Raw genomic sequence first — 24,417 nt, 5'->3', positions numbered from 1 at the left:
CGTCTGGCTGAACCGTCATGGAGGAACCGTGTTCCGCAGCGCGTACGCAGACGTCCCGCCCGTAGACCTCCCCATCCACGACGCCGTCCTGGGCCGCGCCGCCGCCTTCGCAGAGCAGCCCGCGCTGATCGACGGCACGGACGGCACCACCCTCACCTACGAGCAGGTGGACCGGTTCCACCGGCGTGTCGCCGCCGCCCTCGCCGAGGCCGGGGTCCGCAAGGGCGACGTGCTGGCCCTGCACAGCCCCAACACCGTCGCCTTCCCCCTCGCCTTCTACGCCGCCACCCGCGCGGGCGCCTCCGTCACCACCGTGCATCCGCTGGCCACCGCCGAGGAGTTCGCCAAACAGCTCGGCGACTCGCGGGCCCGCTGGATCGTCACCGTCTCACCGTTCCTGGAGACCGCCCGGCGCGCCGCCGAACTCGCCGGCGGCGTCCAGGAGATCTTCGTCTGCGACAGCGCGCCCGGACACCGCTCCCTGATCGACATGCTGGCCTCCGCCGCCCCCGAGCCTCAGGTCGACATCGACCCCGTCGAGGACGTGGCCGCCCTGCCGTACTCCTCCGGCACCACCGGCACCCCCAAGGGCGTCATGCTCACCCACCGGCAGATCGCCACCAACCTCGCCCAGCTCGAACCGCTGATCACCGCCGGCCCCGGCGACCGCATCCTCGCCGTCCTGCCCTTCTTCCACATCTACGGCCTCACCGCCCTGATGAACGCCCCCCTCCGGCAGGGCGCCACGGTCGTCGTCCTGCCCCGCTTCGACCTGGAGACCTTCCTCGCCGCCATCCAGACCCACCGCATCACCGGCCTGTACGTCGCCCCGCCGATCGTCCTCGCGCTGGCCAAACACCCCGCGGTCGCCCGGTACGACCTGTCGTCCCTCCAGTACGTCATCAGCGCCGCCGCACCCCTGGACGCCGACCTCGCCGCCGCCTGCTCCGACCGCCTCGGCCTGCCGCCCGTCGGCCAGGCCTACGGCATGACGGAACTGTCCCCCGGCACCCATGTCGTCCCCCTCGACGCCATGCGCGAGGCCCCCGCCGGAACCGTCGGCAGACTCATCGCCGGCACCGAGATGCGGATCGTCTCCCTCGACGACCCCGCCCAGGACCTCGGCCCCGGCGAGGACGGCGAGATCCTCATCCGCGGCCCCCAGGTCATGAAGGGCTACCTCGGCCGCCCCGACGCCACCGCCGCGATGATCGACCCCGACGGCTGGCTGCACACCGGTGACATCGGCCGCGTCGACGAGGACGGCTGGCTCTTCGTCGTCGACCGCGTCAAGGAACTCATCAAGTACAAGGGCTTCCAGGTCGCCCCCGCCGAACTCGAAGCCCTCCTCCTCACCCACCCCGCCGTCGCCGACGCCGCCGTCATCGGCGTCTACAACGACGAGGGCAACGAGGTCCCGCACGCCTTCGTCGTCCGCCAGCCCAGCGCCCCCGACCTCTCCGAGGGAGAGATCGCGATGTACGTCGCCGAACGCGTCGCCCCCTACAAACGCGTCCGCCACGTCACCTTCATCGACGCCGTCCCGCGCGCGGTCTCCGGAAAGATCCTGCGCAGGCAGCTCAGGGAGACACCGTGACCCTCGTCGCCCGCACCCGCGCCCGCGGCATCGAGACCCTCACCCTCGACGCCCCCGCCACCCGCAACGCCCTCTCCGCCGCCCTCGTCGGCGAACTCACCGCCGCGCTCACCGACTGCGCCGGGGCCGCCGACGTCCGCGCCGTCGTCCTCACCCACACCGGCACCACCTTCAGCGCCGGAGCCGACCTGCGCGACCCGCCCGCCCCCGACGCGTTCGTGGCCCTCCTCCGGCAGATCGTCGAGCTGCCCCGGCCCGTCGTCGCCCGGGTCACCGGCCATGTCCGGGCCGGCGGCCTCGGCCTGCTCGCCGCCTGCGACATCACCGCCGCCGCCACCCCGGCCACCTTCGCCTTCACCGAGGTACGCATCGGCGTCGCACCCGCCGTCATCTCCCTCCCCCTGCTGCCCCGCACCGACCCCCGCGCCCTCACCCGCTACTACCTGACCGGCGAGCGCTTCGACGCCCCCGAGGCCGCCCGCATCGGCCTGCTCACCGCCACCGGGGACGACGTCGACGCCGTCCTCGCCCCCGTCCTCGACGGACTGCGCAGATCCGCCCCCCAGGCCCTCGCCGAGACGAAACGGCTGCTCACGGCTAGGGTGCTGGAGACATTCGACCGGGACGCGACCCACCTCACCGCGCTCTCGGCCCGGCTGTTCTCCTCCGCGCCCGCCCGCGAGGGCATGACGGCCTTCCTCGAACGACGGGATCCCGCATGGGTGCTGTGACCGCGGCCGACCGGCCGTCCGGCGACCGCCCCTCCGGCGACCGGGTCCCCAAGCAGGACCGCAGCCGGGCCACCCGGCAGCGACTCCTCGAAGCCGCCGTCGCCTGCCTCGCCGAGCACGGCTGGGCCGGCTCCACGGTCTCCGTCGTCGCCGAACGCGCGGGCGTCTCCCGCGGCGCCGCCCAGCACCACTTCCCCACCCGCGAAGACCTGTTCACCGCGGCCGTCGAGTACGTCGCCGAGGAACGCTGCCTGGCACTGCGCGCCCTGTTCCCCGACGGCGGCGCCGACCGCCGCGCGGTCCTGACCGCCCTCGTCGACGTCTACACCGGTCCCCTCTTCCGCGCCGCCCTCCACCTCTGGGTCGCCGCCTCCAACGAGGAACAGCTCGGCCCCCGCGTCACCGAACTGGAGGGCCGCGTCGGCCGCGAGACCCACCGCGTCGCCCTCGAACTCCTCGGCGCCGACGAGTCCGTCCCCGGCGTCCGCGAGACCGTCCAGGGCCTTCTGGACATGGCCCGCGGCCTAGGTCTCGCCAACCTCCTCACCGACGACACCGGCCGCCGCGAGCGCGTGGTGGCACAGTGGGCGGTGCTGCTGGACGGGCTGCTCGGGGGAGGGCGGGACTGATGGGTGACCACTTCCAGGTGATCGTGGACCTGGACGTGCGCGAGAAGGACGCGCCCCGGCTGGCGGAACGGCTGGTCGAACGGCTCGTCGCCGACGGCATCGTCCTCGCCGACCGCGAGGACGAACGCACGGCCTCCCTGCTGGGCGCACACCCGCCCGGCCCCCACTGGCACCGCGCCGCCGAGGCGGATCCGGACCAGGACCCCTCCGACGGACTCGCCGTGCACGTCGGCCGCGGTGTCTTCCACAGCGGCGCCGACGCCCCCGAACATGCGGTCTGCCCGCGGTGCCACGCCCACACCCCCCTGGACACCGACGGCTGGACCCGCGTCGGCACGGCCGTCGCGGCCTGGAGCGAGACCGGCACCGCCGACCTCGTCTGCCCGCTCTGCACCGCGTCCGCCCCGATATCCGAGTGGACCTGGGACAACGCCCCCTTGGCCTTCGGCCACCTCGGCCTGAGGTTCTGGAACTGGCCCGACCTCGGCGAGGAGTTCCGGACCCACCTCACCGCCCTGCTGGACGGCCACCGCACGGCGTACCTCTGGGGAAAACTCTGACGCCCGACGTCCCGGTGAGGAAGACGCCTCCTCAGGGAGCGAGCCGCTCCACCGACCAGCCGCCGTCCGCCCGGGCCACGTACCGCAGCCGGTCGTGCAGCCGGTTCTCCCGGCCCTGCCAGAACTCCACCGACTCCGGCACCACCCGGAACCCGCCCCAGTGCGGCGGCACCGGCACCTGCTCACCCTCCGGATACCGCGCCAGCAGCTCGGCGTAGGACGCGTCCAGCTCGGCCCGGCCGGCGATCACCGACGACTGACCGCTCGCCCAGGCCCCGAGCTGCGAACCGTGCGGCCGGCTCCGGAAGTAGGCCGCGGTCTCGTCCCGCCCCGTCCGCCGGGCCACCCCCCGCACGATGACCTGCCGTGCCATCGGATGCCACGGGAAGAGCAACGACACATACGGGTTCGCGGCGAGATCACGACCCTTGTGGGACTCGTAGTTCGTATAGAAGACGAACCCCTGTTCGTCGAACTGCTTCAGCAGTACCGTCCGGGAGCCGGGCCGCCCCTCCGCGTCCGCCGTGGACACGATCATGGCGTTCGGCTCGAACAGGTGTGCCTCCACGGCCGCGTCCTTGAACCAGCGCGCGAACTGCTCCACCGGCGTCGCGGCCAGCTCCGCCTCGTGGAGCCCCTCAGCCCGGTACTGCTTGCGCATGGCGGCGGGATCGGGAACGGGCCCTGCGTAGACGGAGTCGTGATCGGTCACGTGGCCATCCTGCCGTATGGAACACCTTTACGGACCGGGTGGCACTGAGTGCCGCACCACTCCCCAAAGGTGACACCCGGGGATATGGTGCAGATGCCACGACGAGTGCCGTACCGGCGCAGTGGACCCACCGGCGCCACAACCCGCCGCACACCTCACGAGGAGCCGCCTGATGTCCGACTTCGTACCCGGACTCGAAGGAGTCGTCGCGTTCGAGACGGAGATCGCCGAACCGGACAAGGAGGGCGGCGCCCTGCGATACCGGGGCGTCGACATCGAGGACCTGGTCGGCCACGTCTCCTTCGGCAACGTCTGGGGCCTCCTCGTCGACGGCGCCTTCAACCCCGGCCTGCCGCCCGCCGAGCCCTTCCCCATCCCCGTGCACTCCGGCGACATCCGCGTCGACGTCCAGTCCGCCCTCGCCATGCTCGCCCCGGTCTGGGGCCTCAAACCACTGCTCGACATCGATGCCGAGCACGCCCGCGAGGACCTCGCCCGCGCCGCCGTCATGGCCCTGTCCTACGTCGCCCAGTCCGCCCGCGGCCAGGGCCGCCCCATGGTCCCGCAGAGCGAGATCGACAAGGCCCACTCCGTCGTCGAACGCTTCATGATCCGCTGGCGCGGCGAACCCGACCCCAAGCACGTCAAGGCCGTCGACGCCTACTGGACGAGCGCCGCCGAGCACGGCATGAACGCCTCCACCTTCACCGCCCGCGTCATCGCCTCCACCGGCGCCGACGTGGCCGCGGCCCTCTCCGGAGCCGTGGGCGCCATGTCCGGCCCCCTCCACGGCGGCGCCCCCTCCCGCGTCCTCGGCATGATCGAGGAGATCGAACGCACTGGCGACGCCGAGGCCTACGTCAAGCGCGCCCTCGACCAGGGCGAACGCCTCATGGGTTTCGGCCACCGCGTCTACCGCGCCGAGGACCCCCGCGCCCGCGTCCTGCGCCGCACCGCCCGCGAACTCGGCGCCCCCCGCTTCGAGGTCGCCGAGGCCCTCGAGAAAGCCGCCCTCGCCGAACTCCACGCCCGCCGCCCCGACCGGGTCCTGGCGACGAACGTCGAGTTCTGGGCGGCGATCGTCCTCGACTTCGCCGAGGTGCCCGCGCACATGTTCACCTCGATGTTCACCTGCGCCCGCACCGCCGGCTGGTCGGCCCACATCCTCGAACAGAAGCGCACCGGCCGCCTGGTCCGCCCCTCCGCCCGCTACATCGGCCCCGGCACCCGCGGCCCCCAGGAGATCGAGGGCTACGGGGACATCGCGCACTGAGCCGCACCGGGCCGCACCGGGCCGGACGCGGCGCGCGTCACGCGGGGCTGAGCAGCTCCGCGTGATGCCGCTCCGCCACCAGCGGATGCGCCCGCAGCTTGCCCTTCAGCTCGTTGAACCCGTACTCCGCGAACAGCGGGTTCCCCGGATCGTCCGTCACCCCGGGCGCGGCGGCCGCGTACGGGAAGACCAGCGGCTCCACCCGGGCGTCCAGCCGGGGGTTGTAGAAGAAGGGCACGGAGAACCGCTCCACGGCCCCCGGCGGCGAGACGACCCGATGGTTGGTGGCGACGAGATACCCGTTGGTCGCCACCTCCAGCAGCTCCCCGAGATTCACGACGAACGCCCCCTCCACCGGCGGCACGTCATGGAACAGCCCGTCCTCCCGCTGCACCTGGAGCCCGCCGACCTGGTCCTGGAGCAGCAGCGTCAGGAACCCGTAGTCCTTGTGCGCCCCCACGCCCTGCGCGGCCCCGTCCCCCGAGCTCCCCGGATACCGCACCAGCTTCAGATGCGGATGCGCGTGCTCCCCGAAGACGGGGTCGTAGAACCCGGGCTCGGCCCCGATCGACGCGAGCAGCTCCCGCAGCAGCCGCTCGGCGACACCGCTGAGCCGGTCGATCCACGCCAGCGCGGCCTCCCGCAGCTCGGGCAGCCCGCCCGGCCACTGGTTGGGCCCCTGGAGCCACCAGTACGAGGGCTCGCCGGGCCCCGGCACCCGGGCCGGCCGCTCCGACCCGATGTCCAGCTGGTCCCGCCAGTCCTGCCGGCCGCCGGTCCGCTCGTCGCCGGTGCGCGTGTACCCGCGGAAGTGCGGCGAGTTCACGTTGTCGAGGGCGAGCCGCTCGGCCTCGGGCAGCCGGAAGAAGGCCCGCATGGCCCCCACCAGCCGCTCGGTCTCCTCGCTGCTCACGCCGTGCCCGACGAGCTGGAAGAAGCCCACGTCGTGGGCGGCGCTGTGCAACTGCGCATGGAGCAGCGCACGCGCCTGGGGGCCGCGGTCGGCGGCCGACAGATCGATGAGGGGGAGCTGGTCGTACGACGGTGCCGTCGCGATGTGCGTCATGGAATGCGTCCGCGGGTGTACGGGGCGCGGGCGGCCGCCGAGGGTGGGGCGGAGCCCAGCTGCCGGAAAGGGAGAGAAGCAGAAGGGGGCTGGGTCAGGCGGAGCGCCGACAGCCCATGCTCGTGACGCGGACGAAGTCCACGTGGCGGCGTCGAACGAGCGAAAGCATGTTCCCCAGCGTACTGCCTGCGAAAATTTCCCGAAAAGCCCGGGTAGCCCCCGAAAACGCAGACGACAAAGGCAGACGACAAAGGCAGACGGCAAACGCAGACGACCCGCGAGCCTGGTCCTTCCGGAGGAAGGGGCCGGCCGGACGTACCGGCGACTCGCGGGTCGGGTGACTGCTTTGGATTGGCCGGCCGCGTGCGTCTCGCACACGCTGGTCCGGCACCGCACAGGGTGTGGTGGCGGGCCGCTAGCCCGCAGCCACCTCGCGCGTCCGGTTGTCATGCATCTACCGGTCACCTCCTTTCTGCGATGCTCGCCACCTTAGGAACCCGTGCCGGGCCGCTCAAGTCTTTTTCTCCGCGCATTGACGTTCGCGTGGGGGCGCGGTTCGCTGGTGGGGTGAGTGATCTTCGGGTCGAGGCGGTCGACGGTGAGGCCGCGCTGGAGCAGTGGCGGTACGTCCACAACGTGATCGTGCCGCCGGCCGCGCTGTCGTCGGCCGACGTGCGGGAGCGGGCGGGGCGCAACCGGCTGGAGAACGCGTACGTCGGCGAGGTGCTGGTCGGCTGTTCCACGGTGCGGCCGCCGGCGGGGGACGGGGCGGTGACCGTCATCGCGCGTGTGCTGCCCGAGTTCCGTCGGCGGGGGTATGGGGCGGAGCTCTACGATCATGTTCTCGGGCAGGCGCGGGCGCTGGGCGCCGGTGCGGTCGAGACGTGTGTGCTGGCCGTCAACGAGGACGGTCTGCGCTTCGCACGCGCGCGTGGCTTCACCGAGGTCGAGCGCTATGTGCTGGACGGCGGGACGGCGGAATGGGTCGACCTGAGGCTGATGCCCGTTCCGGTGTGACGGTGGCGACGGCGGCGGCGCAACGATTCCCCTGCAATCTTGCGGGAACCATATGTGGGCTGCGTCACGTTCGAGTTGAATGAGGGCAAGTGAGCGAACCTGCAGGGGGTCCAGGTGAGTGCTTCCCGGCGTAAGGGGACCACCGACGAACTGGGGCCGGACGAGCCCGAGCGGTCGGAGAACCCGGGCGGCCCCGTCGGCCCGGACGGCGCGGATCTTCTCGCCGCGCTCCTCGACGGCATGGACGCGGCCTTGTGCGCCTTCGACGCCGACGGTGTCGTCACCCACTGGAACCGCGAGGCGGAGCGCATCCTCGGCTGGAGCGCGGCGGAGGCGGTGGGCCGGCAGGGCTTCGCCGGGTGGGCGGTGCGCGAGGCGGACGCCGAGGAGGTCGAGACGCGGCTGATGTCGGCGATGCACGCGTCGGGCCGCCAGGTGCACGAGTTCGCGCTGCTGACGAAGGACGGGGGCCGGGTGCTCGTGCGCACCCAGTCGGCCGCCGTGCCCGGCCCGGACGGCAAGCCGGCCGGGCTGTACTGCGCCTTCAGCGAGGTGCATGCGCAGATCGATCTGGAGCGGTCCATCGCGCTCAGCGAGGCGCTGTTCGACGACGCCTCCTGGGGTGTGGTCCTGGTGGACGCGGATCTGCGGCCCGCCGTGGTCAACGCGCATGCGGCCCGCGCGCTCGGCACGGGGCGTACGGCGGTGCTGGGCCGTCCGCTGGGCGAGCTGCTGACCCAGGGCGTGGAGGAACTGGAGAACGCGCTGACGCATGTCCTGGCGGAGGGCGCCCCGCCCGCTCCGGCGGAGGTGTGGGTGGGGGTGCGCACCCCGGAGGGGGAGCGGCGGCGCTGCTGGCGGAGCGGGTTCCTGCGGCTGGCCTCGCCGCTGGCGGAGGAGCCGGTGCCGCTCGGTGTGGGCTGGTTGTTCCAGGACGTCACGGAGGCCAAGCAGGGGGAGCAGGAGGCGTCGCTGCTGCGGTTCCGTACGAACCAGTTGCACCGGGCCGCGCGGGCGGCGGCCGAGTGCGAGGATCCGGCGGAGGCGGCCACGGTCCATCTCGACTTCGCGCTCGCGGGGTTCGCCGACCATGCGCTGATCGACCGGGTCGCGGGTGGTGCGGCGGCGGAGTCGGTGACGGTGCCGCTGCGGCTGGTCCGGGTCGCGGCCACGCCGTCGGGCGGTCCGGGCCCGAGTGCGCTGACCGGTTACGCCGGGCTGCCGGTGCGGTATCCGGAGGGGCATCCGGCGTTGCAGTGCGTAGCGCGGGCCGGTGCGGTGCGGGCGGGCGCGGGGAGCGCGGCGGGGGAGGAGGCGCGGGAGTGGGCGCGGGCGCGGCGGTGGCCGCAGGACACGGTGCACGCGTTGTGCGCGGTGCTGCGCAGCCGGGGCCGCACGCTGGGGGTGGTGACGTTTCTGCGGGGCGCGGGCCGGACGCCGTTCGAGCGTTCCGACGCGACGTACGCCGAGGATGTCGCGGTGCGCATCGCGGCGGCGCTGGATCTGGCGGACCTGGTGGACCTGACGGACCCGGCGGGGCGCGGCACGGGCGTCTGACCTCCGGGGCGGCCGGGGGCGCCGCTGCTGTCGCCCCGCGGGTGGGTTCAGCGTTGGTAGAAGATCCGGTCGCCGTACTCGTCCATGACGCGCCGGTTCCAGTCGTGCCCGCCGTCGACGTTGCCGGAGCGCAGCAGCGGGGGTTCGATGCCGCGGTCGGCGAGGGAGCCGGCCGCGGTGGCCAGGACGGCCTGGAGGAGGGCCGAGGTGACGACGGTGGAGGCGGGGGCGAAGGGGGCCGGGACGCTGTCCAGGGTGAGGACGGCGTCGCCGACGGCGATCTTCGAGTCGAGTACGACGTCGCAGTGGTCCTTGAGGAAGGTGCCGGTCGGGTTGCGGGGGGTGGTCTCGGAGACGTACGCCACCGAGGTCACGCCGATGACCTTCACGCCCAGGGCGCGGGCCTTGACGGCCATCTCGACGGGCAGGGCGTTGCGGCCGGAGAGCGAGATGATCACGAGGGCGTCGCCGGCCCGCAGGGGGGAGGTGTCGAGGACGGCGCTCGCGAGGCCGTCGACGCGTTCCAGGGCGGAACCGAGGGTGGCGGGCACGACGTCGACGCCGACGACCCCGGGGACGGCGAGCAGGTTCACCAGGGCGAGGCCGCCCGCGCGGTAGACGAGGTCCTGGGCGGGGAGGGAGGAGTGGCCGGCGCCGAAGGCGAAGAGCCGGCCGCCGGCGGCGACGGTGTCGGCGAGGAGCGTGCCGGCGGCCCGTACGGCGTCGGCCTCCTCGTCGCGGACCCGCTCCAGCAGTCCGATCGCGGCGTCGAGGAAGCGGGCGGCGAGCTCGTGGTCGCTGCGGTCGTCGCTGCGGTCGCTCATCCGAGGGGGCTCCTTCGCCGTCGGGGTCCGTGTCGCGGATCACCGTGCGGTCTGGACCAGTGCCGTGTCAATACGGCCGACGGCGGTCCGGGGGGCTCGGCGTAACCGTCCGGTTTCACCGGCGAGGCACGGTTGTCAGTGGTATCCGGCAGAATTGGTGCCAGGGCCAGCGCACGCGCCGGAGAGCCGTCGAGCCTTCGGCAGATCTCATCGAGGGGCACACGAATGTCCGGACTGATCGACACCACGGAGATGTATCTCCGCACCATCCTCGAGCTGGAGGAGGAGGGTGTGGTCCCCATGCGTGCCCGGATCGCCGAGCGCCTCGACCAGAGCGGGCCCACGGTGAGCCAGACGGTGGCGCGGATGGAGCGCGACGGTCTGGTCTCCGTGGCGAGCGACCGGCATCTGGAGTTGACGGACGAGGGGCGCCGGCTGGCCACGCGCGTGATGCGCAAGCACCGGCTCGCCGAGTGTCTGCTCGTCGACGTGATCGGCCTGGAGTGGGAGCAGGTCCATGCCGAGGCGTGCCGCTGGGAGCATGTGATGAGCGAGGCCGTGGAGCGGCGGGTGCTGGAGCTTCTGCGGCACCCCACCGAGTCGCCGTACGGCAATCCGATCCCGGGTCTGGAGGAGCTGGGGGAGAAGGACGGCGCCGACCCGTTCCTGGACGAGGGCATGGTCTCGCTGGCCGACCTCGACCCGGGTGCGGAGGGCAAGACGGTCGTCGTACGGCGTATCGGTGAGCCGATCCAGACGGACGCGCAGCTGATGTACACCCTGCGCCGGGCGGGTGTGCAGCCCGGTTCGGTGGTGAGCGTGACGGAGTCGGCGGGCGGGGTGCTGGTCGGCAGTGGTGGCGAGGCGGCCGAGCTGGAGTCGGACGTCGCGTCCCATGTGTTCGTGGCCAAGCGCTGAGCGGACGTCCGGCGGTCGCCCGGCGCCTGGTGAAATGCTGAGCGATGTTCAACTCCTGGTGCCCCTGGGGTAGTTGATACACCCTGGCGATGTTGTCGAATCGCAGATTCCCTGTGTCGAATGGCAGCGCGCGGACCGTTCGCGTGCCACGCTGTCGCGTGAGGCATATGACCTGAGGGGGCGGGGATGATGTGCCGCAGAGCAGTGGAGGGCCCCGGTGCCGTTCGGCACCGGGGCCTGTCCTCCCCTGTTTCGACCCGGAGCCCCGAGCTCTCAGGGTCGTTCCCCTCGGACCGTTTTCCCCGAGCGGTCCGCCTCCCGCTGAAGATCTCCCCCCGGTGGCGGCGATCATTCCTTGAGGGAGGTCACTCGAACGAGGGGTGTTGGTCGCGGAGAGTGCATTTCTCGAAAGGGCATTCGATAGCCTGCAGGTGATCGAGGGCAGAGCGAAGGCAGCACTACGGCATCGGCAGCACAGCGGTACGACGGCTAGGGGGGTGCCAGGATCCATGGCGCGACGCATCGACGTGACCGGGGCGGGCGGCGTACGGCTGGCGGCCTGGGAGTTCGGCGACCCTCCCAAGGCCGATCAGCCCAGGAGCGGGACGGACGCCGTGATCCCGGCCCAGTCGACCCGCGGACGGGACGCCCGCAACGGCACGGCGCCCGGCACCGCGCCCGCGCCCGGTGCCGATCCCGAGCGCACCTCCGGGGTCCTGTTACTGCACGGGCTGATGGGCCGCGCCTCGCACTGGGCGTCCACCGCCCGCTGGCTCTCCGAGCGGCACCGCGCGGTCGCCCTCGACCAGCGCGGTCACGGCCAGAGCGAGAAGCCCCCCGAGGCCGCCTTCACCCGCGAGGCGTACGTCGAGGACGCGGAGGCCGCCCTGGAGCAGCTCGGCCTCACCCCGGCCGTCCTCATCGGCCACGCCATGGGGGCGCTGACCGCCTGGCAGCTCGCCGCGAAACGCCCCGACCTGGTGCGCGCCGTGATCCTCTGCGACATGCGGGCCTCCGCGCTCGGCTCGGCCTCGCAGCGCGAGTGGGCCGACTGGTTCAAGTCCTGGCCCCTGCCCTTCGCCACCCTCGCCGACGTCCGCAAGTGGTTCGGCGAGGACGACCCCTGGGTGGAGCGCCCCAACCCCTCCCGCGGCGAGTTCTACGCCGAGGTGATGCAGGAGTCCCCCGACGGCTGGCGCCCCGTCTTCGCCCCCGAGCAGATGCTGAAGTCCCGCGAGACCTGGGTCTACGACGCCCACTGGGAGGAGCTGACCCAGGTGCAGTGCCCCGCGCTCGTGGTGCGCGGCCTCGACGGCGAGCTGGGCCGGGCCGAGGCCCAGGAGATGGTCCGGGTCCTCCCGCACGGCGAGTACGCGGAGGTCGCCGACGCCGGCCACCTCGTCCACTACGACCAGCCCGAGGCCTGGCGGACGGCGATCGAACCGTTCCTGGACGGCGTGCTCGCGCCCTAGGCGCCCCCGGACCGGCCCGGCGTGCTCAGCCCTTGCTCACCGCCGTCAGGATCTCCGGCAGGCGGGCCGCCACCCGGGGGGCCGCCAGCCGCAGGCCCAGCAGGGTGATCGCCGTCCCGTACACCGCGCCGGCCGGCAGCAGCACCCAGCTCCACAGCTCACCGTCCACGGTGACGTTCAGCCAGATCGTCCCCGCGATGACGGGGGCGCACAGCAGGGCGGCCGCGACCATCCCGCCGAAGATGGAGATCCAGGCCAGCCCGGTCTGCCCGGGGGCCACGTTCTTGTAGCCCTCCTGCGGGATCGAGTAGGGGAAGCGGGCCGACGTCCAGGCGCCGGTCGTCAGCATCGCGCCCAGCAGAGCCAGCGACAGCCCCAGTACCTCGGGCAGCCTCGGCCAGTCCCCGAGGAGCGCCGTCGTCACCACGGTCACCAGCGTCGCGTACGGCAGGGTGATCACCAGCAGCGCGAGGGCACGCGCGCGGAGTTCGACGTAGGCGTCCCGGGGCGAGGAAATCGTCAGCGCGACCATCCAGAACGCCGAGGTGTCCTGCCCGAACTGGTTGTACATCTGGATGCCGAGCATCCCGGCGGCGAAACAGGCGAAGTAGATCGAGCCGGTGCCCTGCACCGCGTTGAACACGGGCACGATCAGCCCGATCGCGAGCGAGGTCACCCAGGCCGCCTTCGTCTTCGGGTCCCGCCACACATAGCGCAGACTGCGCTCCATGACGGTCCCGGTGCGGCCGCCCGGCAGCCACCGCGCCCACCCGGCGCCGCCGCGCCGGTCCCGCGCGTCCGCGTCGGCGGCCCCCAGCGTCGAACCGTCCGGCGCGGTCATCAGCCGGTCCAGACTCCGCGCCCACACCGCCACGAGCCCCGCCAGCACCCCCGCACCGACCGCGAGCTGCCCCGCCGCGAGGCCGTACGCGCCCTCGCTCACCGAGTCCACCGCGCCCACCGCCGAGGCCGGCGGCAGCCACCGCACCACCTCCGCCGCGGGATCGAGCTGCCCGAGCCCGGCCGTGCCCAGCCGTTGCGCCGCGAAGTTGACGGCCTGCGCGCCCACCGCGATCACCAGCCCGCTCAGCACCGCCAGATCCCGCCCCCGCCGACTGGTCAGCAGCCGCACATTGGCGGCGGCGACGGCCCGCGCGAGCGCCACGCACACCAGCAGCCCCAGCACGACGGCGACGACCGAGACGACGTACGCCGCCGCCCCGTGCGCCACCGCGACCACCGACCCCACCAGCACCAGCAGCGTGAACAGCGGCCCGATCCCCACCAGCGAGGCCGCCAGCAGCGCCCGGACCAGCGGCCGGGGCCGCAGCGGCAGCATCACCAGCCGCGTCGGATCCAGCGTCTCGTCCCCGCCGGGAAAGAACAGCGGCATCACCGCCCACCCCAGCCCCAGCACCCCCACCAGCAGCACCACGAGCGCATCGGCGTGCGCATGTCCCCGCAGCGCGATCAGCCCGAGCAGCTGCAGCACCGCGAACACCACCGCCATCACGGCGGACACCACGTACGCGGCCCGCCGCCCACCGGACTGCCGCAGCCCATTGCGCAGCAGCGACAGCTTCAGCCGTACGACGGTGGAGGTCAGCGCGGTCATCGGGCGGCCCCGCCGCCCAGCCAGTCGAGATCCGCCCCGCCGTGCCGCCCCTCGGCGCCGACCAGTTCCAGGAACGCCCGCTGCAACGAGGGAGCCGCCCCGCGGACCTCCTCCAGCGTCCCGTGCGCCCGGATCCGCCCCGCCGCCATCACCGCCACCCAGTCGCACAGGGATTCGACGAGTTCCATCACATGCGAGGAGAAGACGACGGTGGCCCCGGACGCGGTGTACCGCTCCAGCACTCCGCGGATGGTCTGGGCGGACACCGGGTCGACGCCCTCGAACGGCTCGTCGAGGAAGAGCACCTCGGGATTGTGCAGCAGCGCCGTCGCGAGCCCGATTTTCTTGCGCATCCCCGTCGAGTAGTCGACGACCAGTTTGTGCTGGGCCCCCGCGAGGTCGAGGACGTCGAGCAACTGCGTGGCCCGGCGGTCGACTTCGGCCCCGGGCAGCCCGCGCAGGCGTCCGCTGTACCCGAGCAGTTCGCGCCCCGACAACCGCTCGAACAGCCGCAGCCCCTCCGGCAGCACCCCGATCCGCGCCTTCACCGCCACGGGATCCCGCCACACGTCGTACCCGCCCACCTCGACGGACCCCTGATCGGGCCGCAACAGCCCGGTCACCATGGAGAGCGTGGTCGTCTTCCCGGCCCCGTTGGGCCCGACGAGCCCGATGAACTTCCCGGCGGGCAGATCGAGATCGATACCGGCAACCGCAACCTGCTGCCCGAACCGCTTCCACAGCCCACGAACGCGCACGGCAGACGTCATGGACGAACCCTACGGTCAGGTGAGTTGCTTTTTCGGGGGCGCGGGGCTGTACCTGATATGCGGCTCCGCCGCGGGGGCGCGAGCACCCACCACGCACCCGCACCCGAGAACGGCGCTGAGCGGCTACCGATCCCTACCGCACGCATAAGCCAGCGGAGAGATCAACTCCTCCGCATCCGGCAGCCACCGATTCGCGGCAGTCGGCCGGCAGGCCCACTGCACGGCCCCCCGGGACCCGAACCGCGTAGGCGGCGCGGCCACGTACGTGCCCTCGCCCAACGTCACCAGATCGAGCGACCCCAGGGACCAGCCCAGCTTGCGCACCAGGTCCGGCACCTTCGCCGACGCCCCCGGCAGCACGAAGAACTGCATCCGGCGGTCCGGCGTCAACGTCACCGGCCCCAGCGTCAGTTCCATCCGCTCCATCCGCGCCAGCGCGAGGAACCCGGCCGTCTCCGGCACGGAGATCGCGTCGAACGTCCGCCCGGTGGGGAGCAGGATCGAGGCGGTCGGCTCCCTCTGCCACATCCGGCGCGCGACGGTCGCACTGCCCGTCGCCTGCGTCACCCAGTCGGGTCGCGAGGGATGCGCCCCCGGCGCCGCGCACGCCGTGTCGCCGCAGGAGCAGCGCTGCACACCGTCGACGGCTTCCAGCCAGGTGCCGGGGAAGACGTCCCAATGACGTTCCTCGGCATAGCGAACAGCGGTCTCGAGCAGCGATTCCCCGCGCTGCTTCGGGATTTGAGTGGCGTCGGCGCCCGCGATGGTCTCTTCCACGATGAGCACAACTCTAGCGGTCACCAGGGGTTACGCACGCCACTGTGCGCGGGGGAGGAGCACCGATTTTGCGTCCGGGGCGCATGGGTGCATCCCGGGGGGCGCGTGGAAGGAACGGGCGCGGGAGCGGGTAGGCATCGACGGGGGCGGACTTCCGCCGATATCCCGGCAATTCTCGTGCAATCAGCATATGCCTCGCATTTTCGCTGTTTCCATGGGGCATTGATCTTCTCGGCCGGAACTTCTCGGTGCGGAACTCCACAGGGGGTAGTGCAATGGCCGCAAGGCCTCTCGTCGCGCGGCAGCCGAACGAACGGCTGCAGGCGCTCATCCAGGAGGCGGGGTGCTCGAACGCCGGGCTCGCCCGCCGGGTCAACATGTGCGGCGCCGAGCACGGTCTCGACCTGCGCTACGACAAGACGTCGGTGGCCCGCTGGCTGCGCGGACAGCAGCCGCGGGGGCGCGCCCCGGTGATCATCGCCGAGGCCCTGGGCAGGAAGCTCGGCCGTACGGTCACGATCGACGAGATCGGCATGGCCAACGGCAAGAACCTCGCCTCGGGCGTGGGTCTCCAGTTCTCGCCGACGGTGCTGGGGGCCATCGAGCAGGTCTGCGAGCTGTGGCGCAGCGACGTGGGCCGACGCGACTTCCTCTCCGGTTCGTCCGTCGCCGCCTCGGCGCTGGTCGAGCCCAGCCGCGACTGGCTGATCTCGTCGCCCGACGCCCAGGTGGCGCGGTCGGCGGGACCGCGGGTGGGCCTGTCCGACGTGGCGGCCGTGAAGGCGATGACCCAGGCCCTGGTCGACCTGGACCACCAGTACGGCAGCGGGCATGTCCGCCCGGTGGTCGTGCACTACCTCAACAGCGTCGTCTCGGGGCTGCTGGCCGGCTCCTACCGGGAGGCGGTGGGCCGGGAACTCTTCGCCGCGGTGGCCCGGTTGACGGAACTCGCCGGGTACATGGCCGTCGACACCGGCCAACCGGGCCTGGCCCAGCGGTACTACATCCAGTCCCTGCGGCTCGCGCAGGCGGCGGGCGACCGCGGCTACGGCGGGTACGTCCTCGCCGCGTCCATGAGCCATCTCGCCGCCCAGCTCGGAAACCCGCGTGAGATCGCCCAGTTGGCGCGCGCGGCCCAGGAGGGGGCACGCGGGCGGGTCACTCCGCGCGCGGAGTCGATGTTCCACGCGGCGGAGGCCCGGGGGCACGCGCTGCTGGGCGACATCCGCTCGGCCCAGCTCGCCTCGGGGCGGGCGGTGTCGGCGCTGGAGGCGGCCGAGCCGAACGCGGGCGACGACCCGGCCTGGATCGCGCACTTCGACGAGGCCTATCTGGCCGACGAGTTGGCGCACTGCCACCGCGACCTCGGGCAGGCGGAGGCGGCGGCGCGGTGCGCCGAGCAGTCGCTGGCCGGGCATCCGGAGACCCGGGCCCGCCGCCGGGCCATCGGGTACGTCCTCCTCGCCACCGCGCAGGTGCAGCAACGCGAGGTCGAGCAGGCGTGCAGCACCGGTCTGAAGGCGGTGGAACTCCTGGAGACCCTGCGTTCCAACCGGGGCGCGGAGTATCTGGAGGACCTCCAGCAGCGGCTGGAGCCGTACCGGGAGGAGCCGGTGGTGAGGGAGTTCGGGGCCCGGCTGGAGCTCCAGGCCGCGGCGTGAACGGACGGGGCGCCGTTGCGTGAACGTGCGGGAAACGGACGGGTCCCGTACCGGATGCGACGGACGCGGCGCACGGCGCTCCGGATCTGTTACGGACGTCACTGGGAGGCAGATCACGTCCTGAGCTGCGTGGCACGGGGTTCCGGGGACCCGGTAGCGTGAGCCGACGATTCCGACAGTCCCCCGTTCGTAGGAGTCCCGGTGACGCAGAGTGGACAGGGCGAGGAGCCCTCGGCGCGGCCCGCGCGCGAAGGCATCGTGCTGCCCTCCGACGGTGGTGAGCCCCTCATCCCGGGGCTGACGGACGCCGGCGGACCGCAGCCGGGCCACCATCCGGGCGGGCAGCCCGGTCCGTACGGGGCTCAGCCGTACGGGCAGCAGCCGCCCGCGCAGCCGCCGGCCGGCGGTCAGACCTGGGGACAGCCCTGGGGGCCGGAGCAGCAGGCGCCGGCCGGGCAGCCGGAGCAGGGCTGGCCGCTGCCCGCGGACCAGCAGCCCCAGCAGTGGGGCCCCGCGCAGCCCGACGCGTGGGGCGCGGGCCCGCTCCCGCCCGAGGGCGCGCCGGGGCAGACGTACGGCCAGAACGCGTCGGCGGCGCCGCAGCCGTCGTACGACCGGAACCCGCAGGGCCCGGCCGGCTACGACCAGAACCAGCAGGCCTCGTCGGTCTACGACCAGAACCAGCAGGCCCCGTCGGTCTACGGCCAGGCCCCGCAGGTGTCGGCCGCGCCGCCGACGTACCCCCAGGGCGGGCCGGGGGTGCCGATGCCGTCGTTCGCCGACGGCGCCGAGGGAGCCACCCAGTACATTCCGCCGGTCCCGGCGGGGCCGGGCCTGGTCGACGACGGCCGTACCCAGGTGCTGCCGCCGGTCCCGGGCGGCGACGAGGGCGCGACGCAGTACATCCCGCCGGTCCGGCCGGGCGCGCTGCCGCCCGAGAGCTCCGGCGAGTCGACGCACTACCTGGGCACCGGCGGGCACGGTGCGGGTCCGATGCCGGGCGCCGCGCACTCCGACGCCGAGGCCACGCAGTACATACCGCCGGTGCCCGCCCAGGGCTATCCGGCGGCGGGCGGGGGCGCGCAGCCGCCCGCCGGGTTCGAGAACCTCTTCCGCGACGGACCGGGCGGCCCGGGGGCCGGCGCCCCCGCCGGGGCCACCCAGCAGCTGCCGCGCATCACCGGCCCGGAGACCCCCGGCTACGGCGGCGGCACGCAGGGCTACGGCGCGGGGCCCGCGGCGCGCGCCCCCCAGCCCACCTATGTGCCGCCCGTACGGCCCGACGACCACGGTGACGAGCGGGGCCGCGGCGGCCGGACCGGCTCGCGCCTGCCGCTGTTCGCGGCGGTCGGTGTCGCGATCGCCGTCGTCGGCATCGGCGCGGGCGCGCTGCTCGGCGGCGGAGGCGGCGACGACGACAAGGGCGACGGCAGCAAGCCCGTCGTCGCGTCGGCCTCCGCGGGCGAGCCGTCGGCCTCCTCCGACGACGCGGCCGAGCAGCAGGCGAGTGCCCTGGACAAGCTGCTCGCGGACAGCGGCAGCAGCCGGGCCAGTGTGATCGCCGCGGTGGCGAACGTGAAGGCGTGCAACAACCTCGACCAAGCCGCCTCGGACCTGCGGGCCGCCGCGGGCCAGCGCGACGAGCTGGTCACCAAGCTGGCCGCGCTCGACGTCGGCCGGCTGGCCGACCACGCCGCGCTGACCGGCGCCCTCACCAAGGCCTGGCAGGCCTCGGCGGCCGCCGACAACCACTACGCGGACTGGGCCGACGAGGTCGCCGGCAACAAGCGCAAGGCCTGCAAGAAGGGCGGGGCCCGCACCACGAACGCCACCCAGCAGGGCAACCGGGAGAGCGGCACCGCGAGCGCCCAGAAGAACCAGGCCGCGCGGCTGTGGAACGCGATCGCCCAGCAGTACGGTCTGACGCAGCGCCAGCCCACCCAGCTCTGACCCGGCTCCGACCCGGCTCCGAGCCGGCTCCGAGCCGGGCGGGCCTCAGCCGACGTCCGCGCCCTCCATGGTGTCGGTGACGTCGACGAAGCCCTTCTGCGCGGCCACCAGCAGCCCCTCGCGCACCTGCTGCACGGTCACCTCGGCGTTGGACAGCCGGGGGAACCCGACGGCGGCGAGCCGGCTGGTGAACTTCCAGCGCAGGGCGGGGGTGAGTCCGCCGGTGGTGAACTTCCGGCCGCTGTTCAGGGCGCCGCGGACGGAGTCGGCGCTCACCTCGTCGTCGCCCAGCGACTCCACGGCCTGCCGCAGCACGTTGTAGGCGATCCAGGTGGTCTGCACCCCGGTGTCGGAGGGGTCGATGCTGGTGTCGGAGAAGGCGGACTCGCTGATCACCTTCTTCATCCCGGCCCACCGCTTGTCGCTCTCCACCGGGTACCAGCCGGTGACGTACGCCCCCTCGTACGGGCCGGAGCCGCCGCCGCTGGCGTCGATGACGGTCTGGTCGACGCTGCCCAGCACGCTTCCGGTGTTCACCGCGGGATAGTCGGCGCGGCTGCGGCGGAAGGAGTCCATGAAGGTGCCGTTGCGGTCGCCCAGCGCGGGCACCACACAGCCCTTGCCGCCGGACGCCGTGCCCGCGGACGCCGTGCCCGCGGACGCCGTGCCCGCGGACGCCGTGCCGCCGGTGGCCGCCCGCAGGGCCTTCTCGGCCTGCGAGGAGTACTCGGTGGCGTCCTCCGCCGCCCGCTGGTCCTCGGCCTTGTCGTGCCCGCCCGCCTTCAGACCGGCGTCGAGCATCGGTGACAGGGCGTCGCCCGCGATGGTGTCGGGCCGGACGAGCGCGACGGGCCCCGAGCAGGAGCCGGCCAGCACCTTGCCGAGACCGGCGAGGAGCGCGGGCTGGCCGCCGTTGACGGGATAGGACAGCGGGCTGGTGAACTCGGAGGTCGTGACGCCGTAGCCGCCTATGTAGGGGATGCCGGCGCCCTCCAGATGCGGGAAGAACGCGTCGGAGTGCTGGCTGTAGGAGCCGACGACGGCGACCGCCTTCTCCTTGACCGCGCGCCGGGCGCAGGCCGCCGCGGACACCGCGTCGTTGTGGTCGTTGCAGGTCAGGACGGTGAGCTTGTGGCCGTCGATGCCGCCCTTGGAGTTGATCCAGCGGGCGTAGGCGCGGGCGAAGGCGGGCATGCCGGGCTTGTTCGTGGCGGCCGTCCCCACGGGCGCCCAGGTCATCACGACGATCGGGTCGTCCCCGGAACCCCCCGTGACTCCGGGGACGACCCCGCATCCGGCGGTCAGCGACGCGACGGCGGCCAGTGCGCCCGCCGCGAGGGCGGCCGGTCTGCCGTTTCCGGTACTGCGGAGAAACCTGGGGAGGAAGGTACTTCGCGGGAAGGTGCGTCGCCTGCCGGTCATGAACACGCACGATTCCGTCACATCGCTAACCTCGGAGTGACCCACGGTCAACGAGAGGTGACGCGAGAGTGAATTACAGGGGTCCGTGAGGCCCCGGGGACGGGAAAACGTACGATCGATGACCGTGCAAGGTTCGGAGAACTCTTCCCGTCGCGGCCGTCGCTCCTCCACCATGGGCGGCATGCCACTCAACGACATGCCGTGGTGGCGCTGGCGCAGCAATGTGCGCTCCGCGCTGCACATGCTCTCCGACCCGGTGTTCCAGCAGAACGTCTGGCTGGCCGGTGCGGACGGATACGGCGACGTCACCGACGCCGTCTACCGTCTGGTCGAGGACACCTGGCTCGACAACTGGTCCGCCGAGAAGTACGTCGGCACCATCTTCCGCGACTCGCAGGAGGCGGCGCTCGTCGACACCGCCGTGCTGCGCGTTCTGCGGATCATGCACCAGGTCGGCCCGGACGCGCCCGTCTCCACCTATGTCTCCCACCCCGGCTGGCCCGAGGCGGTGCAGGCGGCGCGGGACGCGCACATCCGCCTGTCGGTCGCCGACGGCGAGGACCCGGACGCGCCGCCGCGCACGCTGGAAGTGCTGCGGATCATGACGAGGTCCGCGTAGCGGGACGGCCTCCGCCGTGCAGAGGCGGACGTGAGACCCTGTGCTGCATGAGTGAGCAGTCCGCCCGAGCCGCGGCGACCCCCGCCGACCAGTACGTCCTCACCCTCTCCTGCCCGGACAAGCAGGGCATCGTGCACGCCGTGTCGAGCTACCTGTTCATGACCGGCTGCAACATCGAGGACAGCCAGCAGTTCGGCGACCACGACACGGGACTGTTCTTCATGCGGGTCCACTTCTCGGCCGACGCGCCGCAGACCGTGGACAAGCTGCGCGCGAGCTTCGCGGCGATCGGTGACTCCTTCCACATGGACTGGCAGATCAACCGGGCCGACGAGAAGATGCGCATCGTCCTGCTGGTCAGCAAGTTCGGCCACTGCCTGAACGACCTGCTGTTCCGCGCCCGGATCGGCGCGCTGCCGGTGGAGATCGCGGCGGTGGTGTCCAACCACACCGAATTCACCGAGCTGGTGGGCTCGTACGACATCCCCTTCCACCACATCCCGGTGACGAAGGAGACGAAGGCGGAGGCCGAGGCGAAGCTGCTCGAGATCGTGCGCGAGCAGAACGTGGAGCTGGTGGTGCTGGCCCGCTACATGCAGGTGCTCTCGGACGACCTGTGCAAGCAGCTCAGCGGCCGGATCATCAACATCCACCACTCCTTCCTGCCGAGCTTCAAGGGCGCGAAGCCGTACCACCAGGCGCACACGCGGGGCGTGAAGCTGATCGGGGCGACGGCGCACTATGTCACCGCCGATCTCGACGAGGGGCCGATCATCGAGCAGGAGGTCGAGCGGGTGGGGCACGACGCGACCCCCGACCAGCTGGTCGCGGTGGGCCGTGACGTGGAGTGCCAGGCGCTGGCGCGGGCCGTGAAGTGGCACGCGGAGCGGAGGATTCTGCTCAACGGGCACCGGACGGTGGTTTTCGCCTAAGGGCTCGGGGGGTTCTGTCTCGTCGGCGGGTGCGGGTGGTGTGTGGCTGGTCGCGCAGTTCCCCGCGCGAACAACCCCCACGCACCCGCACCGCAACCAGCCCCTACATCCGGCTCAAACTCGCCGCGGCGAAGAGAACATCCCTGATCGCCTCCCGGTCCCCCAGCTGCCCCGCCGCCGCCTCCTCCGGAGGAACGTGGCCCGCCGCCAGCCGGCAGAACTCCACGTCGTCCAGCGCCACGTGCGCCACCTCGTGCGCGGCGGAGCCCACCGCTCCGGGTGAGTCCAGGGGGATCAGCCACTCGCCCCCGCCGTCGCCCTCGATCTCCAGCCGCAGACTGCGACCGGGGCTGCCGGCGCTCACCAGGTGCCGGGCGCTCGGCGCGGGCGCGGCCAGCCCCGCGCGCCGGCGCGCGGCGAGCGCCGTCGGCAGCATCCGTGCCGCGAGGTCGATCATGCCGTGCAGATGGCGGGGCGCGGGCGGCGCGTACGGATAGTCGACCGCCTCCGCGATGTCCTCGGCGTGCACCCAGCACTCGAACGCCCGGTCCAGCATCGCGTCCCGCAGGGGCAGCTCGAAGCCGCCGTACGAGATCGGCAGGGTGCCCGGACCGCTGCCGGTGAACGACACCGTCCGCACGAGCGCGTGGCTCTGCTCACGCCAGGGGCCGCGCACCGAGCGGGTGGGCGGGAAGTGCGAGGCTGCCCAGAACGCCTCGGTGCGCTCGGCGGGGCCGCGGACGGCGTCGGTCTCCTTGTCGTCGTCCCTGGGGCCGAGCGGGTCCTCCAGGCCGAGCGCCACCGCGACCAGGCCGTCCACGGCGAGGAGATGGGCGATGACCCCGGCGACGGTGGTGCGCCGCGTGGTCTCGCCGTCGCCGCGGAACCAGCGCAGCCGCACGGGCGCGTGCCACTCGGCGTCGCCGAAGTCCTGGAGCAGCGCGTCCAGTCGCGCGGTCTCGGCGTCGTACGAGGTCGCCCACGGCGGTACCGGGATGCGCGGCGGGCGGCGGTCGAGGCAGGCCTCCAGGACGCGGGTGCGCAGGCCCGGGTCGAGGTCGAGGCTCTCCGGGCGCTGGAGCAGACCGACCGCCTCGCGCAGCCGCCGGGCCTCGTCCGCGCAGGCGCCGCAGTCGCCGAGGTGGTCCTCGACGGCCGCCGTCTCCTCGGCCGAGCAGGCCGCCAGCGCCCAGGCGCCCAGCAGGGCCTTCAGCACGCGGTGCTCCAGCCGCGGCGCCTCCGCGACGGCGAGCGCCTCCAGCGCGGGCAGCGGCAGTCCGGTGTCCTCGACGGAGGCGCGGGGGAACGGGATGCGGGGCGCCCGGCGGGTGCCGTCGCTCTGGCCGCCCCGGTCCCCGCTCGGGTCGCCGCTGTTCGCGGTGTGGTCGTCCATGGAGCCGTCGTAGCCCTCGCTGCCGTCCGTGCTGTCCTTGTCGTCCTCGCTCTCGCCGTCGTGGCCCTCGAATCCTTCCGCGTCGCTCACGCCGCACCCCCGTATTCGGGCGGGGCCCCGGAGGCAGGTGTGTCGTGGGCGGTGGAGAGCAGTTGCAGGCCGAGGCGGAGCCGACGGCGGGCCTCGTCCTCGGTGACGCCGAGGTCGGCGGCGGTCTGGCGGTAGTCACGGCGCTGGAAGTAGGCCAGTTCCAGGGCGGCGCGCAGCGGGGCGGGCATGGCCTGGACGATGTAGTCGGCGCGGGCGGCGACCGCGGCGTGCCGCACCCTGTGCTCCAGGTCCTCGGCGGTGCCGGGGCCGCCCTGGGCCAGCGCGGCGGTCTCGGTGGCGCGCAGCCGCTGGACGGCGAGCCGGTGGGTCAGCGTGGCGATCCAGGTGCGCAGGGGGCCCTGCTGGGGGTCGTAGGCGTCGGGGTGCTGCCAGACGTGGACGAAGACCTCGCGGGTGACGTGGTCGGCCGCGTGTTCGTCTCCGAGCACACGATGGGCGAGGCCGTGCACGAGTGAAGCGAAGCGGTCGTAGAGCTCACCGAGGGCGGCCGCCTCACCGCGCGCGAGTCGCTGCTGCATCTTGCGGTCCCAGCGGGGCGGTGCGTCCTTCTTCGCCATGCGGCCCCCTCACCTGTGCCCGTGTCCTGGCCCAGCCTGCGTCCACCGTCACCTCGAATGTAGTCGGCACGTAGGACAACGCACGCCCCTTTGTTTCAATGTGCGCCCCTGATCAGCCGGGCGATGGTATGGGGCCGCGCCTACCCAGACTCATCGCGACCATTCCGGATCAAGTGTGTTCTGCTTCCGATCGAACAGGACTGAATATGACGGAATCAAGCCTCTACCGTCCGGTACCCGTTTTTCGCCACGTG

General features: G+C 72.9%; 22 protein-coding genes. 13 read left to right on the top strand and 9 right to left on the bottom strand.

Going from position 1 to position 24,417, the window contains the following annotated elements; all coding sequences use genetic code 11:
* Positions 1–28: 28 nt before the first annotated feature.
* The 4 genes from ACYQ8Q_RS20740 to ACYQ8Q_RS20725 are packed head-to-tail and all read left to right on the top strand — an operon-like array spanning position 29 to position 3,517.
* A complete protein-coding gene (locus ACYQ8Q_RS20740) occupies positions 29–1,597 on the top strand; it encodes a 4-coumarate--CoA ligase family protein (RefSeq protein WP_460066928.1) in 1,569 nt (522 codons plus the stop codon).
* Positions 1,594–2,328, top strand: coding sequence for an enoyl-CoA hydratase family protein (locus tag ACYQ8Q_RS20735; RefSeq protein ID WP_460066926.1), 735 nt, complete (start codon positions 1,594–1,596; stop codon positions 2,326–2,328). The genes ACYQ8Q_RS20740 and ACYQ8Q_RS20735 overlap by 4 nt, the downstream gene beginning before the upstream one ends.
* Positions 2,316–2,957: a TetR/AcrR family transcriptional regulator gene (locus ACYQ8Q_RS20730; protein WP_460066925.1), complete on the top strand. Its 642-nt coding sequence runs from the start codon at positions 2,316–2,318 to the stop codon at positions 2,955–2,957. Before ACYQ8Q_RS20735 ends, ACYQ8Q_RS20730 begins: the two co-directional genes overlap by 13 nt.
* A complete protein-coding gene (locus ACYQ8Q_RS20725; protein ID WP_460066923.1) occupies positions 2,957–3,517 on the top strand; it encodes a hypothetical protein in 561 nt (186 codons plus the stop codon). The genes ACYQ8Q_RS20730 and ACYQ8Q_RS20725 overlap by 1 nt, the downstream gene beginning before the upstream one ends.
* A gap of 31 nt (positions 3,518–3,548) precedes the next feature.
* Here ACYQ8Q_RS20725 and pdxH read toward each other — a convergent pair whose 3' ends face one another.
* On the bottom strand, positions 3,549–4,229 hold the full coding sequence (gene pdxH / locus ACYQ8Q_RS20720) for a pyridoxamine 5'-phosphate oxidase (protein WP_460066921.1): 681 nt from the start codon (positions 4,227–4,229) through the stop codon (positions 3,549–3,551).
* A gap of 172 nt (positions 4,230–4,401) precedes the next feature.
* Between pdxH and ACYQ8Q_RS20715 the strand changes: the two genes are divergently transcribed.
* Positions 4,402–5,502: a citrate synthase 2 gene (locus ACYQ8Q_RS20715; RefSeq protein WP_460066919.1), complete on the top strand. Its 1,101-nt coding sequence runs from the start codon at positions 4,402–4,404 to the stop codon at positions 5,500–5,502.
* Positions 5,503–5,539: 37 nt separating this feature from the next.
* On the opposite strand, the gene ACYQ8Q_RS20710 is transcribed toward ACYQ8Q_RS20715, so the two are convergent.
* The gene (locus tag ACYQ8Q_RS20710) at positions 5,540–6,568 is read right to left on the bottom strand and encodes an isopenicillin N synthase family dioxygenase (RefSeq protein WP_460066918.1); all 1,029 of its coding nucleotides are present in this window, start codon (positions 6,566–6,568) and stop codon (positions 5,540–5,542) included.
* A gap of 567 nt (positions 6,569–7,135) precedes the next feature.
* Between ACYQ8Q_RS20710 and ACYQ8Q_RS20705 the strand changes: the two genes are divergently transcribed.
* Both ACYQ8Q_RS20705 and ACYQ8Q_RS20700 read left to right on the top strand, forming a co-directional pair.
* Positions 7,136–7,585 carry a GNAT family N-acetyltransferase gene (locus tag ACYQ8Q_RS20705; protein ID WP_460066917.1) on the top strand — a complete coding sequence of 150 codons (450 nt, stop codon included), beginning with the start codon at positions 7,136–7,138 and terminating at the stop codon, positions 7,583–7,585.
* 114 nt (positions 7,586–7,699) lie between these two features.
* Positions 7,700–9,142, top strand: coding sequence for a PAS domain-containing protein (locus ACYQ8Q_RS20700; RefSeq protein WP_460066916.1), 1,443 nt, complete (start codon positions 7,700–7,702; stop codon positions 9,140–9,142).
* 47 nt (positions 9,143–9,189) lie between these two features.
* On the opposite strand, the gene ACYQ8Q_RS20695 is transcribed toward ACYQ8Q_RS20700, so the two are convergent.
* Positions 9,190–9,966 (bottom strand): SIS domain-containing protein, encoded by a 777-nt coding sequence (locus tag ACYQ8Q_RS20695; protein ID WP_460066914.1) that lies wholly within the window; start codon positions 9,964–9,966, stop codon positions 9,190–9,192.
* Positions 9,967–10,191: 225 nt separating this feature from the next.
* On the opposite strand from ACYQ8Q_RS20695, the gene ACYQ8Q_RS20690 reads away from it, so the two are divergent.
* Positions 10,192–10,884, top strand: coding sequence for a metal-dependent transcriptional regulator (locus tag ACYQ8Q_RS20690; protein ID WP_355877414.1), 693 nt, complete (start codon positions 10,192–10,194; stop codon positions 10,882–10,884).
* 509 nt (positions 10,885–11,393) lie between these two features.
* Entirely contained in the window at positions 11,394–12,356 is a 963-nt protein-coding gene (locus ACYQ8Q_RS20685) for an alpha/beta fold hydrolase (RefSeq protein ID WP_460066911.1), read from the top strand.
* Positions 12,357–12,381: 25 nt separating this feature from the next.
* On the opposite strand, the gene ACYQ8Q_RS20680 is transcribed toward ACYQ8Q_RS20685, so the two are convergent.
* From ACYQ8Q_RS20680 to ACYQ8Q_RS20670, 3 genes are all read right to left on the bottom strand, one after another.
* Positions 12,382–13,971: a transporter gene (locus ACYQ8Q_RS20680; RefSeq protein WP_460066910.1), complete on the bottom strand. Its 1,590-nt coding sequence runs from the start codon at positions 13,969–13,971 to the stop codon at positions 12,382–12,384.
* Positions 13,968–14,741, bottom strand: a complete 774-nt coding sequence (locus ACYQ8Q_RS20675) for an ABC transporter ATP-binding protein (protein WP_460066909.1) — start codon at positions 14,739–14,741, stop codon at positions 13,968–13,970. The genes ACYQ8Q_RS20680 and ACYQ8Q_RS20675 overlap by 4 nt, the downstream gene beginning before the upstream one ends.
* Before the next feature lie 123 nt (positions 14,742–14,864).
* Entirely contained in the window at positions 14,865–15,527 is a 663-nt protein-coding gene (locus tag ACYQ8Q_RS20670) for a bifunctional DNA primase/polymerase (RefSeq protein ID WP_460066908.1), read from the bottom strand.
* A gap of 266 nt (positions 15,528–15,793) precedes the next feature.
* On the opposite strand from ACYQ8Q_RS20670, the gene ACYQ8Q_RS20665 reads away from it, so the two are divergent.
* Positions 15,794–17,179, top strand: coding sequence for a transcriptional regulator (locus ACYQ8Q_RS20665; RefSeq protein ID WP_460066906.1), 1,386 nt, complete (start codon positions 15,794–15,796; stop codon positions 17,177–17,179).
* A gap of 201 nt (positions 17,180–17,380) precedes the next feature.
* Positions 17,381–19,129, top strand: coding sequence for a hypothetical protein (locus ACYQ8Q_RS20660; protein WP_460066904.1), 1,749 nt, complete (start codon positions 17,381–17,383; stop codon positions 19,127–19,129).
* A gap of 45 nt (positions 19,130–19,174) precedes the next feature.
* On the opposite strand, the gene ACYQ8Q_RS20655 is transcribed toward ACYQ8Q_RS20660, so the two are convergent.
* The gene (locus ACYQ8Q_RS20655) at positions 19,175–20,551 is read right to left on the bottom strand and encodes an ABC transporter substrate-binding protein (protein WP_460066901.1); all 1,377 of its coding nucleotides are present in this window, start codon (positions 20,549–20,551) and stop codon (positions 19,175–19,177) included.
* A gap of 118 nt (positions 20,552–20,669) precedes the next feature.
* Between ACYQ8Q_RS20655 and ACYQ8Q_RS20650 the strand changes: the two genes are divergently transcribed.
* Positions 20,670–21,170 carry an SCO4402 family protein gene (locus tag ACYQ8Q_RS20650; RefSeq protein WP_460066899.1) on the top strand — a complete coding sequence of 167 codons (501 nt, stop codon included), beginning with the start codon at positions 20,670–20,672 and terminating at the stop codon, positions 21,168–21,170.
* A 47-nt stretch (positions 21,171–21,217) separates the two neighbouring features.
* Positions 21,218–22,102: a formyltetrahydrofolate deformylase gene (gene purU / locus ACYQ8Q_RS20645; RefSeq protein WP_460066898.1), complete on the top strand. Its 885-nt coding sequence runs from the start codon at positions 21,218–21,220 to the stop codon at positions 22,100–22,102.
* A 103-nt stretch (positions 22,103–22,205) separates the two neighbouring features.
* Here the strand turns inward: purU and ACYQ8Q_RS20640 are convergent, their stop codons facing one another.
* A complete protein-coding gene (locus tag ACYQ8Q_RS20640) occupies positions 22,206–23,585 on the bottom strand; it encodes a maleylpyruvate isomerase N-terminal domain-containing protein (RefSeq protein ID WP_460066896.1) in 1,380 nt (459 codons plus the stop codon).
* On the bottom strand, positions 23,582–24,163 hold the full coding sequence (locus ACYQ8Q_RS20635; protein ID WP_460066894.1) for a sigma-70 family RNA polymerase sigma factor: 582 nt from the start codon (positions 24,161–24,163) through the stop codon (positions 23,582–23,584). The genes ACYQ8Q_RS20640 and ACYQ8Q_RS20635 overlap by 4 nt, the downstream gene beginning before the upstream one ends.
* Positions 24,164–24,417 lie beyond the last annotated feature (254 nt).

The sequence above is a fragment of the Streptomyces sp. YKOK-I1 genome (assembly GCF_054660435.1).
The sequence above is the reverse complement of the archived record's forward strand: the minus strand, read 5'-3'. Positions and strand labels throughout refer to the sequence as shown.